Here is a 17,948-nt window from a genome sequence, read left to right as displayed (position 1 = left end):
GCAATTCGTGTGGGAGCTTATGGAGCAGCTGATGTCGTCGATTAAGGAGGTGATCCAGCCGCAGGTTCCCCTACGGCTACCTTGTTACGACTTCACCCCAGTCATGAATCACACCGTGGTAACCGTCCTCCCGAAGGTTAGACTAGCTACTTCTGGTGCAACCCACTCCCATGGTGTGACGGGCGGTGTGTACAAGGCCCGGGAACGTATTCACCGCGACATTCTGATTCGCGATTACTAGCGATTCCGACTTCACGCAGTCGAGTTGCAGACTGCGATCCGGACTACGATCGGTTTTATGGGATTAGCTCCACCTCGCGGCTTGGCAACCCTTTGTACCGACCATTGTAGCACGTGTGTAGCCCAGGCCGTAAGGGCCATGATGACTTGACGTCATCCCCACCTTCCTCCGGTTTGTCACCGGCAGTCTCCTTAGAGTGCCCACCATAACGTGCTGGTAACTAAGGACAAGGGTTGCGCTCGTTACGGGACTTAACCCAACATCTCACGACACGAGCTGACGACAGCCATGCAGCACCTGTCTCAATGTTCCCGAAGGCACCAATCCATCTCTGGAAAGTTCATTGGATGTCAAGGCCTGGTAAGGTTCTTCGCGTTGCTTCGAATTAAACCACATGCTCCACCGCTTGTGCGGGCCCCCGTCAATTCATTTGAGTTTTAACCTTGCGGCCGTACTCCCCAGGCGGTCAACTTAATGCGTTAGCTGCGCCACTAAAAGCTCAAGGCTTCCAACGGCTAGTTGACATCGTTTACGGCGTGGACTACCAGGGTATCTAATCCTGTTTGCTCCCCACGCTTTCGCACCTCAGTGTCAGTATCAGTCCAGGTGGTCGCCTTCGCCACTGGTGTTCCTTCCTATATCTACGCATTTCACCGCTACACAGGAAATTCCACCACCCTCTACCATACTCTAGTCAGTCAGTTTTGAATGCAGTTCCCAGGTTGAGCCCGGGGATTTCACATCCAACTTAACAAACCACCTACGCGCGCTTTACGCCCAGTAATTCCGATTAACGCTTGCACCCTCTGTATTACCGCGGCTGCTGGCACAGAGTTAGCCGGTGCTTATTCTGTCGGTAACGTCAAAACAGTTACGTATTAGGCAACTGCCCTTCCTCCCAACTTAAAGTGCTTTACAATCCGAAGACCTTCTTCACACACGCGGCATGGCTGGATCAGGCTTTCGCCCATTGTCCAATATTCCCCACTGCTGCCTCCCGTAGGAGTCTGGACCGTGTCTCAGTTCCAGTGTGACTGATCATCCTCTCAGACCAGTTACGGATCGTCGCCTTGGTGAGCCATTACCTCACCAACTAGCTAATCCGACCTAGGCTCATCTGATAGCGCAAGGCCCGAAGGTCCCCTGCTTTCTCCCGTAGGACGTATGCGGTATTAGCGTCCGTTTCCGGACGTTATCCCCCACTACCAGGCAGATTCCTAGGCATTACTCACCCGTCCGCCGCTCTCAAGAGAAGCAAGCTTCTCTCTACCGCTCGACTTGCATGTGTTAGGCCTGCCGCCAGCGTTCAATCTGAGCCATGATCAAACTCTTCAGTTCAAACATCTTTGGGTTTTTAAGAAACCCTAAACTTGGCTCAGCAATCGTTGGTTACATCTTTGATTTCTCGCGGAGTAACTTGTGATGCTGATAATCTTGTTGACTATCAGTCTGACTCCACAAGCACCCACACGAATTGCTTGATTCAGTTGTTAAAGAGCGGTTGGTTAAGTCTTTCGTCTCAACCGAGGCGCGCATTCTACAGCAGCCTCATTTGCTGTCAAGTGATTATTTTCAGAAGCTTTCGAAGATTTCTTCAACAACTTCAACCACTTGCGCTTCCGATCTCTCGTTAGCGGGAGGCGAATTCTACAGACACCAGCAGAGGCGTCAAGCGCTATTTCAAAAAATCGGAATTTTCTTTCTGGGCATCCCCCTCTATCGCTCCCCTCTATATATAGAAAGAGAAAATGACTCTCAGCGAACGCGCTCCGATACTGGAAAGCACGGAGCGAAGCCCACTCGAAAGCGACCAGGAAGCGAAAGAAGATCAAGAGAGGAAAAGAGAAGAAGAAAGACGCGCAAATCAACATGCATCTATAGCGCAACGCCTGGCGTATAGATGGTGTCCCAGGGCCGGTTCGAACGGCCAACCTTCCCCTTAGGAGGGGGATGCTCTATCCAATTGAGCTACTGGGACAAATGGAAGCCGTCAGGCTAAGAGCCCAGTGACGGACGGCGTGCATGTTAACGGCCAAGATAGATTTTGTCATGTCGTCCGTAGGCATTTTGAGTGTAGGCCTAAGCTTGCAGAAGCAAACGCAGTTCAACCCGGCAAATTCGGGCTGCAAATGGAATCGTGCAAATTGCATTGACCCAAAAAGCGAATACATTGCAAATTGCATTCTCTACCCTCACAAAACCAATGCAACCAGTTGATTTTAAAGCATTAAAATATTGGCACGACACCTGCTATACGTCTCCTATAAGCCAGCTTTGCAAAAACTAGTCAGCGGAGAATAGAACCATGAATAGCGCCGCCCTGTTAGCCCTGAATACCGTAGCCTTGGCCGCGCTGGTGATATTTCATTTTCAGTCCACGAATGCCCAGAACACGACACAGATCAACCAGCCGGTTCCACATCACCTCCAGCAACGCCCGCAATTGGCTGTAATGACCGCCGCCCCGCCCTCCCCCGTTTACACGGCTCAAGGCGCTCAGACTTCGACCACATCCAAACATTGGATCTTCTAAGAGAGCCACCAGCCCCGATCCCGGGTTTGGCGTTCATGCAATTCTGTACCCCTATGACCCAGCCGGGGCATTTATGGCCGGCGTAGCGTCCAGTAGCTTCACGCCGACCCGGTCTGCCGGATGAAATCTAGCCAATACCGCACAGAACCACTTCAGCTCGACCTTATGTCGCCTGACGCTAGCAAATCGGCAAACTGCCACTAGTCTTAAGATTGAGGGCAAAAGGCCATATTGCGGTAGGATGTGCGCCCTCAACCCGCGTGCAGCCTGGGCTTGCGCGACGATCTGAATTCCAGATGCTGCGCAATTTTTTTTCCAACCAGTCCGCAGAATTGAAAATGAGTGCTGGCATAAAGCCTGTAGGCGGTTCAATATTTGTCACAGAATTGACGCCAAGTAAACGTCAAATCTGAGGCATGATGCGGCCTCTTTGCAATTCGGGTTGAACTTTGGTCGTGAGCCTTGTCTTAACACTCATCTTGCGGCCAATTCCAGAAACCGCTCCTCTGAACTAACCGGTTAAATATATGCGCCCATTGAAACAGGCAATTTATTCCAGCCGTACGGCTGACAAGTTCGTCGTACGTCTGCCAGACGGAATGCGGGAACGCATTGCCGAGGTGGCTCGCAATCATCACCGCAGCATGAACTCCGAAATCATCGCCCGCCTGGAGCAGAGCCTTATTCAGGAAGGGGCGCTGGGTGAGGAGTTGAGCATGCGCATGGACAGCCCAGAGCTGTCACTGCATGAACGCGAGTTGCTGCAGCGTTTTCGTCAACTCTCCCACCGCCAGCAAAATGCTCTCGTCTCGCTTATCGCACACGATGTTGAGGCAGCCGCAGAAGCCAATTGATTCACCATTGAAAGCAGAAGCCAGCCAAGTGCTGGCTTTTTTTTGTGCGAAATCTGGGAAAGGAGTATGGAACGAGGGGCAGAATTGCCCCCCGCGAAAAGGCATCAGAGCAGGAAGATCGTTGCCAGGCCCAGGAAGATGAAGAAACCACCACTATCGGTCATGGCGGTAATCATCACGCTGGCCCCCATTGCCGGGTCGCGACCCAAGCGTGCCAAAGTCATAGGGATCAGTACCCCCATCAGAGCGGCCAGCAGCAAGTTGAGCGTCATGGCAGCCGTCATTACAACGCCGAGCGACCAACTTCCATAAAGCATGTAGGCCACAATACCGATCACCCCACCCCATACGACTCCGTTAATCAGCGCCACCGCCAGCTCCTTGCGCATAAGGCGTGACGTATTACCGGTGTTCACCTGATCAAGCGCCATGGCTCGTACGATCATGGTGATCGTCTGGTTGCCGGAATTACCACCAATACCGGCAACAATAGGCATCAACGCTGCCAGAGCCACCAGCTTCTCAATCGAACCTTCGAACAACCCAATCACTCGCGAAGCAATGAAGGCGGTAATCAGGTTGATAGCAAGCCACGCCCAACGGTTACGCAAGGAACGCCAGACCGAAGCAAAGATATCTTCCTCTTCACGCAGACCCGCCATGTTGAGAACTTCGGTCTCACTCTCCTCACGAATCAGGTCAACCATTTCATCGATGGTCAGACGACCGATCAGCTTGCCGTTCTTGTCGACCACCGGAGCAGAAATCAAGTCGTAACGCTCAAATGCTTGAGCGGCATCATAGGCGTCTTCGTCCGGGTGAAAACTCACCGGATCACTGGCCATTACCTCCGCAACTTTCTTCTCAGGGTCGTTGACCAGCAGGCGCTTGATCGGCAGTACGCCCTTCAGGATACCTTCGTAATCAACGACAAACAGTTTATCAGTATGGCCTGGCAGCTCTTTAAGACGGCGTAGGTAACGCAATACTACTTCCAGGCTGACGTCCTCGCGGATGGTGACCATCTCGAAGTCCATCAAAGCGCCGACCTGGTCCTCGTCGTAAGACAACGCGGAACGCACGCGCTCACGTTGCTGGCCGTCAAGCGCTTCCATCAGCTCATGGACAACATCACGGGGAAGCTCTGGAGCAAGGTCCGCCAGCTCGTCCGCATCCATCTCCTTGGCCGCTGCCAGGAGCTCGTGATCGTCCATGTCGGCGATCAGGGTTTCACGGACCGAGTCGGATACTTCAAGGAGGATATCACCGTCGCGGTCAGCCTTGACCAACTGCCAGAGCGTCAGCCGGTCATCCAGCGGCAAGGCTTCGAGGATATAAGCAACGTCGGCAGAGTGCAGGTCATCGAGCTTGCGTTGCAACTCGACGAGGTTTTGCCGGTGGACCAGGTTTTCGACGCGGTCGTGATGCGGACCTTCCTGGCGGTGCGTGAGGTCTTCGACCACGCGCTGGCGCTGCAGCAGCTCGATGACTTGAGCCAGACGATCCTGCAGGCTTTCCTGTGTTTTCTTTACTTCTACTTCGGTCATAGGCGAACTCCACTCCCAGCAGCGGGGCACGCCGGAAGGATCAATCAGTCAATTCATGATTGGTAAAGCGGGGTACTGAGTAACTACTGGGTAAGTCCATGGAGGTATTCCACAAGCCCCGGCGGGGCTGACGGGCACAATGATACACGCTGCGTGCGCTTTTAACGTTAAAAAACTGGAAAGAACAAGCGCTTGCGAGACAAAGCTCAGATTGGCTGCATCTATGAACTGCGACGACGCAGCTCGAAGGGAAAACACATGAAGCAGGAGAAAAAGATAATGCCTGCGAGAAAACCTACACAAACGCCAGACGGCAAAAAGCCCGCACTAGGCGGGCTTTTTGTTTGTATGGTGCACTCGACAGGATTCGAACCTGTGACCGCTCGGTTCGTAGCCGAGTACTCTATCCAGCTGAGCTACGAGTGCAAGTTGTGTTTTTAGACCAGATCACAACTGGTTGAAGCCAAGCCACCTGCATCGCTGCAACTGACTCTTAAATGGTGCACTCGACAGGATTCGAACCTGTGACCGCTCGGTTCGTAGCCGAGTACTCTATCCAGCTGAGCTACGAGTGCATTTGTTGCCGCGCATTATAGGCCGTTCAATCTCTATGTAAAGCTATTTTTTCGAGTATTTTCAACAACTTACCGAAAAAACCAGATTGCAACGTACTAAGCAAATAATGGCGGAGAACGGGGGATTCGAACCCCCGACACCCTTTTGAGGTGTACTCCCTTAGCAGGGGAGCGCCTTCGGCCACTCGGCCAGCTCTCCGCAACACGGGGCGTATATTAACCACGTTCATCCCCGTTTGCAAACATAAAAAACGATAAAAATTAAAGGCTTGGTTCTTCGTCCTTCTCTTTCTTGATCCGCAGGTAGATTTCCTCGCGGTGAACAGCCACCTCTTTCGGAGCATTAACCCCGATGCGCACTTGATTACCTTTGACGCCGAGCACGGTCACGGTGATTTCGCCATCACCGATAATCAGGCTTTCTGCGCAACGACGAGTCAGAATCAACATACCTTTCACCTCACGCATTTCAGTTCAGGAACAACAGTCTGCAAAAAAAAGGCCCTCGACCTACAACCCGAAGGCCATAGCCCTACCACCTAAGTATTGTCGAGCCCACACAAAAGAACATGCGCCCCACAAAAAAATGAAAGGCGCGGTAAACCGCGCCTTCCTGGCATCACATCACTCGCCCTGTCGGGCCGGAGCATCCAGCTCGAAAGCGGTATGCAGCGCGCGTACAGCCAGCTCCAGGTACTTCTCTTCGATCACTACCGAGACCTTGATTTCGGAGGTAGAAATCATCTGGATATTGATGCTTTCCTTGGCCAGGGCGCCGAACATACGGCTGGCAACGCCGGCATGGGAACGCATGCCCACACCTACGATCGACACCTTGGCAATCTTGGTATCGCCAATCACTTCACGGGCGCCAATTTCGTTAGCGGTGTTCTGCAGGATTTTCAACGCCGCATCGTACTCGTTGCGGTGTACGGTGAAGGTGAAATCGGTGGTGTTATCGTGCGAGACGTTCTGCACGATCATGTCGACTTCAACATTCGCATCGCTGATAGGGCCCAGAATCTTGAAGGCCACGCCCGGGGTATCCGGTACGCCACGGATCGTCAGCTTGGCTTCATCACGGTTGAAAGCGATACCGGAAATGATCGGCTGTTCCATGGATTCCTCTTCATCAATAGTAATGAGGGTGCCCGGACCCTCTTTGAAGCTGTGCAATACGCGCAGCGGAACGTTGTACTTGCCGGCGAACTCTACTGCGCGGATCTGCAGCACCTTGGAACCGAGACTGGCCATTTCCAGCATCTCTTCGAAGGTGATCTTGTCCAGACGCTGGGCGACCGGTACCACACGTGGGTCGGTGGTGTAGACGCCATCCACATCGGTGTAGATCTGGCATTCATCAGCCTTGAGGGCCGCCGCCAGAGCCACACCGGTGGTGTCCGAACCGCCACGCCCCAGGGTGGTGATGTTGCCGTGCTCGTCCACGCCCTGAAAGCCCGCTACAACTACCACGCGCCCGGCTTTCAGATCAGTACGGATTTTCTGATCATCGATTTGCAGGATGCGTGCCTTGGTATGCGCACTGTCGGTCAGGATGCGCACCTGGCTGCCAGTGTAGGACACCGCCGGCACGCCACGCTTGTTCAGCGCCATGGCCAGCAACGCAATGGTCACCTGCTCGCCAGTCGACACGATCACATCCAGCTCACGCGGCAGCGGCTGTTGATCACCACTGATTGCCTTGGCCAGATCGATCAGGCGATTGGTCTCGCCGCTCATGGCCGACAGCACCACCACCAGGTCATCCCCGGCATCGCGGAATTTCTTAACCTTGTCGGCGACCTGCTCGATTCTTTCGACAGAGCCGACCGAGGTGCCTCCAAATTTCTGTACGATCAAAGCCATTTCTAAGCCGCCTCAGCCCGTAAAGGGGCGCCCAATAAACAAATCTTGCAGCACCGCAGCGAGCCCACGACTAGACCATGGGCTCATTAACAGCGCCTTAAATACCGGCCTCGACAAACGGTACGGTCAGGCCCAGGGCCGCGTCCAGGCTGCCGGCATCTACACCACCGCCTTGCGCCATGTCCGGACGACCACCGCCCTTCCCGCCCACTGCCGCGGCGGCTTGTTTCATCAAATCACCGGCTTTGAGTTGGCCAGTCAGGTCTTTGGTTACACCGGCAACCAGAACGACCTTATCCTCATGGACACCGCCGAGCAGGATCACTGCGTGGCCGAGTTTGTTCTTCAACTGATCGACCAAGGCCAACAGCGCCTTGCCGTCCTGGCCGTCCAGACGCGCAGCCAGCACTTTCACGCCCTTGACGTCCAACGCTTGAGCAGACAAATCGTCACCCGCCGCGCTGGCTGCCTTGGCTTGCAACTGCTCCAGCTGTTTCTCCAGCGCACGGTTGCGCTCAAGCACCGCAGACAGTTTGTCGATCAGGTTGTCGCGGCTGCCCTTGACCAGGCTCGCCGCTTCCTTGAGTTGTTCTTCGGCCGCGTTGAGGTAGGCCAGGGCCGCAGCCCCGGTCACCGCCTCGATACGCCGCACGCCGGACGCCACACCGCCTTCACTGATGATTTTCAGCAGGCCGATGTCACCGGTACGGTTGGCATGGATACCGCCGCACAGCTCCACCGAGAAGTCGCCGCCCATGCTCAGTACGCGCACGCTGTCGCCGTACTTCTCGCCGAACAGTGCCATGGCGCCTTTGGCCTTGGCGGTCTCGATGTCGGTTTCTTCAGTCTCGACCGGAGTGTTCTTGCGCACTTGCGCGTTGACGATATCTTCCAGTGCCTTGATCTGCTCCGGCTTGATCGCTTCGAAATGGCTGAAGTCGAAGCGCAGGCGCTGACTGTCGACCAACGAACCTTTTTGCTGAACGTGCTCGCCAAGCACCTGGCGCAACGCAGCGTGCAACAAGTGAGTGGCCGAGTGGTTCAGCGCGGTAGCGTGACGCACGTCGGCATCGACCTGGGTATCGACCGGCGCACCGACCGTCAAGTTACCCAACACCAGCACACCGTGATGCAGGAAAGCCCCGCCGGTCTTGGTGGTGTCACGCACTTCAAAGCGACCCGACGTCGAACTCAGGAAACCACAGTCACCCACTTGCCCACCGGACTCGGCATAGAACGGGGTCTGGTCCAAGACCACTACCGCTTCGTCGCCTTCATTCAACACGTCGACCGACTTGCCGTCCTTATAGAGGGCAACGATCTTGGCCGACCCCACGGTCGCCTTGTAGCCGATGAAATCGGTAGGCACGTCCACCTTGACCAGGGTGTTGTAGTCCAGGCCAAAGGAACTGGCGGAACGCGCACGCACGCGCTGGGCCTCCATTTCGCGCTCGAAACCGGCTTCATCGATGGTCAGCTCGCGCTCACGGGCGATGTCGGCGGTCAGGTCCATCGGGAAGCCGTAGGTGTCGTACAACTTGAACACCACGTCGCCCGGCACCACGGTACCTTTGAGCTCAGCCAGGTCCTGCTCGAGAATCTTCAGGCCGTGCTCCAGGGTCTTGGAGAACTGCTCCTCCTCAGCCTTGAGCACGCGCTCGATGTTTTCCTGCTGCTGCTTGAGCTCCGGGAAGGCGTCGCCCATCTCGGCGACCAGCGCGGCCACGATCTTGTAGAAGAAGCTGCCGGTGGCGCCCAGCTTGTTACCGTGACGGCAGGCGCGACGGATGATACGACGCAGCACGTAGCCACGGCCTTCGTTCGACGGCAGCACGCCATCAGCAATCAGGAAGCCGCAGGAACGGATGTGGTCCGACACGACCTTGAGCGACGACTGGTTTTCATTGGCGCAGCCAATCGCCGCAGCCGATGCGCTCAGCAGGTTGGTGAACAAGTCGATTTCATAGTTGGAGTGAACGTGCTGCATCACCGCACTGATCCGCTCCAGGCCCATGCCGGTATCCACCGACGGTGCCGGCAGCGGATGCAACACGCCGTCGGCGGTGCGGTTGAACTGCATGAACACGTTGTTCCAGATCTCGATGTAACGGTCGCCATCTTCTTCCGGCGAGCCCGGTGGGCCACCCCAGATGTCGGCACCGTGGTCATAGAAAATCTCGGTGCAAGGACCGCACGGGCCAGTATCGCCCATGGTCCAGAAGTTATCGGACGCGTAAGGCGCGCCCTTGTTGTCGCCGATGCGGATCATGCGCTCGACGGGCACACCGACGTCCTTGGTCCAGATGTCATAGGCTTCGTCGTCTGTCGCGTAGACGGTGACCCAGAGCTTTTCCTTGGGCAGCTTCAACACACCGGTCAGGAAGGTCCAGGCGAACGTGATCGCATCTTTCTTGAAATAGTCGCCGAAGCTGAAGTTGCCCAACATTTCGAAGAACGTGTGGTGGCGAGCGGTGTAACCGACGTTTTCCAGGTCACTGTTCTTACCGCCGGCGCGTACGCATTTCTGGCTGCTGGTAGCGCGGGTATAAGCGCGCTTCTCCTGGCCCAGGAAGCAGTCCTTGAACTGGTTCATCCCCGCGTTAGTGAACAGCAGGGTCGGGTCATTGCCAGGGATCAAGGAGCTGGAGGCTACACGGGTGTGACCTTGCTCTTCGAAGAAGCGAAGGAAGGCTTCACGGATTTCTGCGCTTTTCATTAGGTTCTTCCACGGAGTCTGCGGCCAAAGGCCAGTGCGCAACATCATCAGACGGAGCGACGGCAAAGGGCCGCATTATATCGGCCCTTTGCCGGTGGTACAGCGTGTTTATGCGATAGAAGCATTCAATTAGACGGCCAGCACTGTCATTTTCGGGAAAACTCGACGAATGCCTGCACGACTTGCTCGATCTGCGCCCGGCTGACATCCATATGCGTGACCATGCGCAGACGCGGCGCGGCGACCAACTTGATCCCCCGCTCGGCGGCAAACGCCCTCAGGGCCTGAGCCTGCCCACCGATCTGCACGTAGACCATATTGGTCTGCACCGGCTCCACTTCATAACCGGCTTTGCGCAGTTCATCGCCCAGCCACTGGGCATTGGCATGGTCGTCGGCCAGGCGCGCCACCTGATGATCCAAGGCATACAGCCCTGCCGCCGCCAGCGAACCTGCCTGACGCATACCGCCGCCGACCATCTTGCGCAAGCGACGCGCCTTGGCGATCAACGCCGTAGAGCCGCACAACACCGAACCAATTGGCGCGCCCAGCCCCTTGGACAAGCACACCGAGACCGAGTCGAAATACTGGGCAATTTCCCGCGCCTCCACACCGAGCTTGACCGCCGCGTTGTAGAGCCGCGCACCGTCCAGATGCAGGGCCAAACCACGCTCACGGGTCAACGCGCGGGCCTTCGCCAAGTACTCCAGCGGTAGAACCTTGCCCTGCATGGTGTTTTCCAGCGCCAGCAAGCGGGTGCGGGCGAAGTGGAAATCGTCGGGCTTGATCGCCGCCGACACCTGGTCCAGGTCCAGGGAGCCGTCCGCCTGCGCCTCCAGCGGCTGCGGTTGGATCGAGCCCAATACGGCCGCACCACCCCCTTCGTATTTGTAGGTGTGGGCCTGTTGGCCGACGATATATTCCTCGCCGCGCTCACAGTGAGCCATCAACGCCAGCAGGTTGCTCATGGTGCCCGTGGGCACGAACAGCGCCGCCGCAAAGCCCAGGCGCCTGGCCAGCTCAGCTTCAAGGTGGTTGACGCTCGGGTCTTCACCGTAGACGTCATCACCACTGACCGCACTGGCCATCGCGTCCCGCATGCCGGGGGTGGGTTGGGTCACGGTGTCGCTGCGCAGGTCGATCACTGACATGAAACTGGCCTCTGTGAGTGGGTAAGCCCCTTAGAAGGAGATTACTGCGGGCAAAGCCGCGAGATATCAAGCCCTACGTGTATTCAAATGAATACCAACCAAACAAACCGATATAGCTTATCGATACAGCGGCCGTGCAGTTTTTGAAAAACCGTGTTAAAAACTCTCCGCCGCCAGGGTTCTGGCGGCAACGTTCTCAGGGCGGGGTGTAATTCCCCACCGGCGGTAATTGCACGCAATGTGCATAGCCCGCGAGCGCTTGGCGCCTTGAACTGCTCACGCAGGACGGCGACAAGGTCAGCAGACCCGGTGTGATCCCGGGGCCGACGGTCATAGTCCGGATGAAGAGAGAACGGGATTGGCACCTAAGGGCCGTTCGCTGACCTCATGCGTGCATGACCGGCGTTGCGCACCCTTAAATCCCATTCGATTCATAACGCCCTGTTTTTTTCTTAAACAGGAGTCAGAACATGCAACCCACCGCAATCGACAGCAAAAGCAAAAACCATCACGGCGAGCGTATCGCGTTTATCCAAGCCTGCTGGCATAAGGATATTGTCGACCAGAGCCGTAAAGGTTTCCTTGCCGAAATCATCGCCCAGGGCTACCAGGAATCGGACATCGACTTCTTCGAAGTCGGCGGCGCGTTTGAAATGCCCCTGCACGCCAAGCTGCTGGCCAAGACCGGCCGTTATGCCGGTATCGTGGCTGCCGCGCTGGTGGTGGACGGTGGCATCTACCGTCACGAATTCGTCGCCCAATCCGTGGTCAGCGGCCTGATGCAGGTGCAGCTGGAAACAGAAGTGCCGGTATTCTCGGTTTCCCTGACCCCGCACCACTTCCACGCCGGCAGCGAGCATCATGCATTCTTCCATGATCACTTTGTGCATAAAGGCCAGGAAGCTGCGCGCACTTGTGCCGATACCCTGCACAAGGTGCGTGCGATCCGTCGCAGCGAACCACGTGCCTTAGCAGTCTAAACAACACCACAAAAACAATGTGGGAGGGGGCTTGCTCCCGATGGCGGTGTCTCAACTACAGATGAGTTGACTGTCACACTGCCATCGGGAGCAAGCCCCCTCCCACATTTGGATCCTGGTATGCCTTGAGACCTATATCAGGCCCGCATCCGTCGTCGGCACAATCAATATCCCCGCGCGCAAACCATTCTTCACCTTCGGGTTGGGGAAGATGATGCGTGCACCCTCCTCCTCGATCACCCAGCGGGTCTTGGCCACGTCTTCGGCCAGCAGGTAGCCCTTTTCCAGCTCCGAAAAATTTTCCACGTCTGCCGGCAGGTGCAGCAGGAAAGCGTCGCTGTGCTTGATCACTTCACGCGCAACGGCGAACAGTTTCAGGCCGTCGAGGCTGTCGGTCTCGGGCTCGGTGCCTTCGATGATGTGCTTGAGGCGAGCTTCCAGGCGCGACACATCCACGCCGTCGTTCTGCCCGAACGGCCGCGCCTTGCCCAGCTCCAGGGTGAAAGCCTCGGCGCCCAGTTGCTCATAGGTAAAAGCGGAGAAGGTAATCGAGGTCTTGTTCTGCATCAGCACCGCTTCCATGCCGGCCGCACGCAGGCGCGCAAGCTCACGACGCGAATGCTGGCGCCCCTCCTTCCAGGGGTACAGGGCGAATTGCTCGATCTTCGAACCCCGAATCGCCGTATGCAAGTCGTAATGCAGGCGCGAACGGCCTGGCTGGCTGAAGAAGCTGCGGGCCAGTTGCTCAAGTTCAGCGGCACGCATGGCTTCGGGGCCGATATTTTTTTCATGACGGCCGTTGAACAGCCGATTGATGTCCAGTTCGAGGTAACGCTCACCGCGACGCATCGCCTCGGGGTTGCCGAACAGGAACAGAATACGGTTGCGGGGTTTGATCTCCCCACGGGCGATGCCATGCAACAGGCGGTCGAGCAGTTCGATCGGCGCGGTTTCGTTGCCATGGATGCCGGACGACAGCAGCAGGTCGCTGCCGTTGTCCTTCGCTTCAGGCGGGCGGACTTCAAGTGCGCCCTCGCTGAGCCAGCGCATCTGCACGCCGTCGACAGTCAGTTGAATTTTTTGCGCCGGTTCGCGACCGGCGAGGGTCAGTTCAAGCAGTTTGCCGAGGGCGAGCATAAGCAGCTTCCTTAGTGGTTGCAGCCAGGACCGTGGACGTGATCGTCGTCATCGCCGTCGACGTCGGCCGGCTCCATTTCCAGTTGCAGGCTCATCAGGTTGGTGGCCAACGGGCGCATCAGCAGGTTGGCGTACTCGGCGTCGCCTTCTTCCACATCCACGCCGATCAGCAGCTGGCCACGGCCGTCGTGCTGGATCCAGATCTCCTTGCCCTGCCACACCACGGCAACGCGGGTGCAGGAGGTTTCCAGCTGGGTGCCGTCGGTATCTTCAAGGATCAGTTTCAGGGTGTCGGTGGTCATAAATAACTCTCGGTGGTGCGGCGTTAATTGAGCTGGAAAGGATAAACCGAGCCCAGTTTAAGGATTTGCGTCAGTTCATCCAGTGCCGTCCGGCACTCAAGCAGCAATTGCGGGTCAGCCAGGTCGGATTCACGCAGGCTGTCGCGGTAGTGCTTGTCGACCCATTGGGTCAGCGTGCCGTACAACGGTGCCGTCATGATAACGCCTGGATTCACCGCCGCCAGTTCCGTTTCATTCAAGGCCACCCGCAAGCGCAGGCACGCCGGGCCACCGCCGTTCTGCATGCTTTGCTTGAGGTCGAAGACTTTCACTTCGCGGATCAACCCACCGGACGCGGTCAAGCCTTGCAGGTACTGCCAGACGCGTTCGTTGGCGCGGCACTCTTCCGGCACGATCAGCAGCATCGAGCCGTCGGCGCGGCTCAGCAATTGGCTGTTGAACAGGTAGGAACGCACAGCATCTTCAACGCTGACCTGGGCCCGGGGTACGCACACCGATTGGAAATTGCCGCCCAGCTTGCCCAATTTGCCCTGCAACTCGGCCAGCATCTGTTCGGTATGGAGGAACGCGTCCTCGTGATAGAACAGCACCTCACCGTTGCCCACCGCGATCACGTCGTTGTGGAACACGCCGGCATCGATCACCGCAGGGTTCTGCTGAGCGTAGACCACGCCGTCATCGCTCAGGCCGTGCAGGCGCGCAACGGCTTGGGACGCTTCAAGCGTCTGGCGCGCCGGGTACTTCTGCGGCGCCGGGTAACGGGTGTCGAACGCACTGCGGCCGAACACAAAAAATTCAACGCCAGCTTCGCCGTACTCGCGGCAGAAACGCGTGTGGTTGGCCGCGCCTTCATCGCCGAACTGCGCCACCGCCGGCAACGCCGCGTGGTGGGCGAAGTGTTTGGCATCGGCAAACATCGCCCCCAGCACGCGGCTGGTGGTCGGGTGTTCGATACTGCGATGGTATTTGCAGTTGAGGTTGGCGGCGGTGAAATGCACGCGGCCATCGGCCGTATCGGCGCTCGGGCTGACCGTGGCGGCGTTGGCCACCCACATGCTCGACGCGGAGCAACTTGCGACCAACAACGGCATCGCCTGCTTGGCCGCCTGCTGGATCACTTGCGCATCGGTACCGCTGAAGCCCAGGTTGCGCAAGGCCGCCACGTCGGGGCGCTCCTGTGGCGCCAGCACGCCCTGCACAAAGCCCATGTCCATCAGCGCCTTCATTTTCTGCAGGCCCTGCAACGCCGCTTCCTTCGGGTTCGAAGACTGCTGGCTGTTGCTCTGGGACGCGACGTTGCCGTAGGACAAACCGCCGTAGTTATGGGTCGGCCCCACTAGACCGTCAAAATTGACTTCATAGGATTTCATCGGCGAGGCTCCACGAACATCTGTTTTTATAGGCATCAAATTACTTGAACACACCACAAATCAAGTGTGGGAGCGGGCTTGCTCGCGAATGGGGTGGTTCAGTCACCTGAGATGTCGAATGACACACCGCTTTCGCGAGCCAGCCCGCTCCCGCATTTAGATAAGCGTAATCCCTGGCGTCAGGGTTGCCGGGACCACCAGGCTCGGGGTCTCAAGCGATGCCACCGGGTACGCACAATAATCCGCCGCGTAATACGCACTGGCGCGATGATTGCCCGAAGCCCCTACCCCGCCGAACGGCGCCGTGCTGGCGGCGCCGGTCAGTTGCTTGTTCCAGTTGACGATACCGGCACGGCTCTCCAGCCAGAACTGCTGGTAGCGCGCTTCGGAATCGGACAATAAGCCCGCGGCCAGGCCGTACTGGGTGTTGTTGGCCTCGGCAATCGCCGCGGCGAAATCAACGTAGCGGATCACCTGCAACAGCGGGCCGAACAGTTCCTCGTCCTCGCGCTCGGTCACGCCCGTCACGTCGATGATGCCCGGCGTCAGCAAAGCGGCTTGATCCTGCGGCTGGGTCATTTCCAACAGCGCCACGGCGCCATTGGCCAACATCAGCGCCTGGGCGTCCATCAAGGCCTTGGCCGCGCCGAGGGAAATCACCGAGCCCATGAACGGCGCCGGTTGCTGGTCGAACGCGCCGACCTCGATGCTCGAAGCGACCGCCACCAGGCGCGCCAGCAACGCGTCACCCCAGGCACCTTGCGGCACCAGCAAGCGGCGAGCACAGGTGCAGCGCTGGCCAGCGGAGATAAACGCCGACTGGATTATGGTGTAGACCGCCGCATCCACATCGGCCACTTCGTCCACCACCAGTGGGTTATTACCGCCCATTTCCAGGGCCAGGATCTTGTCCGGGCGCCCTGAGAACTGCTGGTGCAAGTGGTTGCCGGTACGGCTGGAACCGGTGAAGAACAACCCGTCGATACCGGGGTTGGCAGCCAAGGCAATACCGGTTTCCCGAGCGCCCTGCAGCAGGTTCAGCACGCCCGCCGGCAAACCGGCTTCAATCCAGCATTGCACGGTCAGCTCGGCGACTTTCGGGGTCAACTCGCTCGGTTTGAACAATACGGTGTTACCCGCCAGCAAAGCCGGCACGATATGCCCGTTCGGCAAGTGACCGGGGAAGTTGTAAGGGCCGAACACCGCCACCACGCCGTGTGGCTTGTGGCGCAACACGGCAGTGGCGTCGCCCAGCGGGCCGCTCTTCTCGCCGGTACGCTCGCGGTAGCTCTGCACCGAAATCGCAATCTTGTTGGCCATGCTGGTGACTTCAGTCGCCGATTCCCACAGCGGCTTGCCGGTTTCTTCACCGATGCAGCGGGCGATTTCATCGGCACGACGCTTCAGGGTGGCCGCGAAGGTTTCCAGCACGCCGATGCGCTCTTCCAGCGGGCGCCTGGCCCACTCCGGGAATGCCTGGCGCGCAGCCTGCACGGCGGACTCGACTTGCTCAGCGGTGGCGCCATTGCCGGCCCACAGCACTTGCTGCGTCACCGGGTTGCGCGACTCAAACAGCTCACCCTGGCCGGCCAGCCAGCTACCTGCGATATACAGCGAATTCATTATTTCGACTCCCGAGCAGCAGACAACGGTACGGCGCGCACTTGATCACCCACGACCAGTTGCAGGCGCTTGGCGGTTTGTGGATCGACCACCAGGGTGCCTGCGGCCAAGCGGGCCGGTGCGGCGGTGATGCGGCAATCCTCGCGTTTGCGGTTATGAATCAGGAACGGCGTGGCGTCGTCCCCTGGCGTGCCGATGGCCAACACCAGCGACTGGCTGTCACGCACCGCACGGATCTTGCTGGTTTCACACTCCACCGCCGGGCCGGCGTCGAAGATGTCGACGTAACCCTGGTAGCTGAAACCTTCGCTCTTGAGCATGCTCAATGCAGGCTCGGTATCCGGATGGACCTTGCCGATCACATTGCGTGCGTCTTCGGACAGGAAGCAGCTGTACAGCGGAAACTTCGGCATCAACTCAGCAATGAACGCCTTGTTGCCCACGCCGGTCAGGTAATCGGCCTGGCTGAATTCCATCTTGAAGAAATGCCGGCCCAGACTCTCCCAGAACGGCGAGCGCCCGGCATCGTTGGACACGCCACGCATCTCGGCGATGATCTTGTTGCCAAACAGTTGCGGGAATTCGGCGATAAACAGCAGGCGCGCCTTGGCCAGCATGCGGCCGTTGAGGCCGGTGCGGTAATCGGCGTGCAAAAACAGCGAGCACAGTTCGGAATTACCGGTAAGGTCGTTGGCCAGGAACAGCGTTGGAATCTCGCGGTAGATATTCAACTCCTGGGAGGCGCTGACGGTCAGGCCCACCCGGAAGTTGTACCAGGGCTCGCGCAGGCCGACGGCGCCGGCAATGGCGGAAATGCCCACCACGCGGCCTTCGTCGTTTTCCAGCACGAACAGGTAATCGGCATCGCCGCGACCGGCGTCGCCGCGAAAGGTTTTTTCCGCCCAGCCAACCCGATGGGTCAGGCGCTCTTCGTTGGCCGGCAAGGTGGTCAGACCGGTGCCGGTGCTGCGTGCCAGATCAATCAGGGCCGGTAAATCGCTGCTGCGTACGGGACGAACGATCATGCTATCTCCTCGAACGGGCCGCCGTTGT

The 17,948-nt window shown here is 57.9% G+C and carries 13 protein-coding genes, 4 tRNA genes, 1 rRNA gene and 1 riboswitch; of the genes, 3 read left to right on the top strand and 15 right to left on the bottom strand.

The window, feature by feature from the left end; all coding sequences use genetic code 11:
• Window positions 1-42 precede the first annotated feature (42 nt).
• Both MJP36_RS09175 and MJP36_RS09170 read right to left on the bottom strand, forming a co-directional pair.
• Window positions 43-1,579: ribosomal RNA gene (locus tag MJP36_RS09175) — 16S ribosomal RNA — on the bottom strand.
• Between the two features lie 563 nt (window positions 1,580-2,142).
• A tRNA-Arg gene (locus tag MJP36_RS09170) sits at window positions 2,143-2,219 on the bottom strand.
• 327 nt (window positions 2,220-2,546) lie between these two features.
• Here MJP36_RS09170 and MJP36_RS09165 point away from each other — a divergent pair.
• Together MJP36_RS09165 and MJP36_RS09160 are read left to right on the top strand one after the other, a co-directional pair.
• Window positions 2,547-2,774, top strand: a complete 228-nt coding sequence (locus MJP36_RS09165; RefSeq protein ID WP_104994604.1) for a hypothetical protein — start codon at window positions 2,547-2,549, stop codon at window positions 2,772-2,774.
• 527 nt (window positions 2,775-3,301) lie between these two features.
• Complete coding sequence (locus tag MJP36_RS09160) at window positions 3,302-3,628, top strand: Arc family DNA-binding protein (RefSeq protein ID WP_060757333.1); 327 nt, start codon at window positions 3,302-3,304, stop codon at window positions 3,626-3,628.
• 104 nt (window positions 3,629-3,732) lie between these two features.
• On the opposite strand, the gene mgtE is transcribed toward MJP36_RS09160, so the two are convergent.
• From mgtE to ltaE, 8 genes are all read right to left on the bottom strand, one after another.
• On the bottom strand, window positions 3,733-5,175 hold the full coding sequence (mgtE, locus tag MJP36_RS09155) for a magnesium transporter (protein ID WP_060757332.1): 1,443 nt from the start codon (window positions 5,173-5,175) through the stop codon (window positions 3,733-3,735).
• Window positions 5,176-5,524: 349 nt separating this feature from the next.
• Window positions 5,525-5,601, bottom strand: a tRNA-Arg gene (locus MJP36_RS09150).
• A 72-nt stretch (window positions 5,602-5,673) separates the two neighbouring features.
• A tRNA-Arg gene (locus tag MJP36_RS09145) sits at window positions 5,674-5,750 on the bottom strand.
• Window positions 5,751-5,858: 108 nt separating this feature from the next.
• Window positions 5,859-5,949, bottom strand: a tRNA-Ser gene (locus MJP36_RS09140).
• A gap of 62 nt (window positions 5,950-6,011) precedes the next feature.
• Complete coding sequence (csrA, locus tag MJP36_RS09135) at window positions 6,012-6,200, bottom strand: carbon storage regulator CsrA (RefSeq protein ID WP_003175645.1); 189 nt, start codon at window positions 6,198-6,200, stop codon at window positions 6,012-6,014.
• Between the two features lie 174 nt (window positions 6,201-6,374).
• A complete protein-coding gene (locus tag MJP36_RS09130) occupies window positions 6,375-7,616 on the bottom strand; it encodes an aspartate kinase (protein WP_060757331.1) in 1,242 nt (413 codons plus the stop codon).
• Between the two features lie 97 nt (window positions 7,617-7,713).
• A complete protein-coding gene (alaS, locus tag MJP36_RS09125) occupies window positions 7,714-10,332 on the bottom strand; it encodes an alanine--tRNA ligase (protein ID WP_060757330.1) in 2,619 nt (872 codons plus the stop codon).
• A 146-nt stretch (window positions 10,333-10,478) separates the two neighbouring features.
• Window positions 10,479-11,483, bottom strand: a complete 1,005-nt coding sequence (gene ltaE, locus MJP36_RS09120) for a low-specificity L-threonine aldolase (RefSeq protein WP_060757329.1) — start codon at window positions 11,481-11,483, stop codon at window positions 10,479-10,481.
• 188 nt (window positions 11,484-11,671) lie between these two features.
• Window positions 11,672-11,841, top strand: a riboswitch (FMN riboswitch).
• Between the two features lie 112 nt (window positions 11,842-11,953).
• Here ltaE and MJP36_RS09115 point away from each other — a divergent pair.
• Window positions 11,954-12,463: a 6,7-dimethyl-8-ribityllumazine synthase gene (locus MJP36_RS09115; protein WP_104994607.1), complete on the top strand. Its 510-nt coding sequence runs from the start codon at window positions 11,954-11,956 to the stop codon at window positions 12,461-12,463.
• Between the two features lie 132 nt (window positions 12,464-12,595).
• Here MJP36_RS09115 and astE read toward each other — a convergent pair whose 3' ends face one another.
• The 5 genes from astE to astA form a co-directional block, all read right to left on the bottom strand.
• A complete protein-coding gene (astE, locus tag MJP36_RS09110) occupies window positions 12,596-13,600 on the bottom strand; it encodes a succinylglutamate desuccinylase (RefSeq protein ID WP_060757327.1) in 1,005 nt (334 codons plus the stop codon).
• A gap of 11 nt (window positions 13,601-13,611) precedes the next feature.
• The gene (locus tag MJP36_RS09105) at window positions 13,612-13,902 is read right to left on the bottom strand and encodes a hypothetical protein (RefSeq protein ID WP_060757326.1); all 291 of its coding nucleotides are present in this window, start codon (window positions 13,900-13,902) and stop codon (window positions 13,612-13,614) included.
• Window positions 13,903-13,925: 23 nt separating this feature from the next.
• Entirely contained in the window at window positions 13,926-15,272 is a 1,347-nt protein-coding gene (astB, locus tag MJP36_RS09100) for an N-succinylarginine dihydrolase (RefSeq protein WP_090369061.1), read from the bottom strand.
• A gap of 156 nt (window positions 15,273-15,428) precedes the next feature.
• A complete protein-coding gene (astD, locus tag MJP36_RS09095; protein WP_162492709.1) occupies window positions 15,429-16,898 on the bottom strand; it encodes a succinylglutamate-semialdehyde dehydrogenase in 1,470 nt (489 codons plus the stop codon).
• Window positions 16,895-17,920 carry an arginine N-succinyltransferase gene (gene astA / locus MJP36_RS09090; protein ID WP_060757323.1) on the bottom strand — a complete coding sequence of 342 codons (1,026 nt, stop codon included), beginning with the start codon at window positions 17,918-17,920 and terminating at the stop codon, window positions 16,895-16,897. Before astA ends, astD begins: the two co-directional genes overlap by 4 nt.
• Window positions 17,921-17,948: the final 28 nt, after the last annotated feature.

The organism is Pseudomonas palleroniana (genome assembly GCF_022836895.1).
Taxonomy (GTDB): domain Bacteria; phylum Pseudomonadota; class Gammaproteobacteria; order Pseudomonadales; family Pseudomonadaceae; genus Aquipseudomonas; species Aquipseudomonas palleroniana.
The sequence above is the reverse complement of the archived record's forward strand: the minus strand, read 5'-3'. Positions and strand labels throughout refer to the sequence as shown.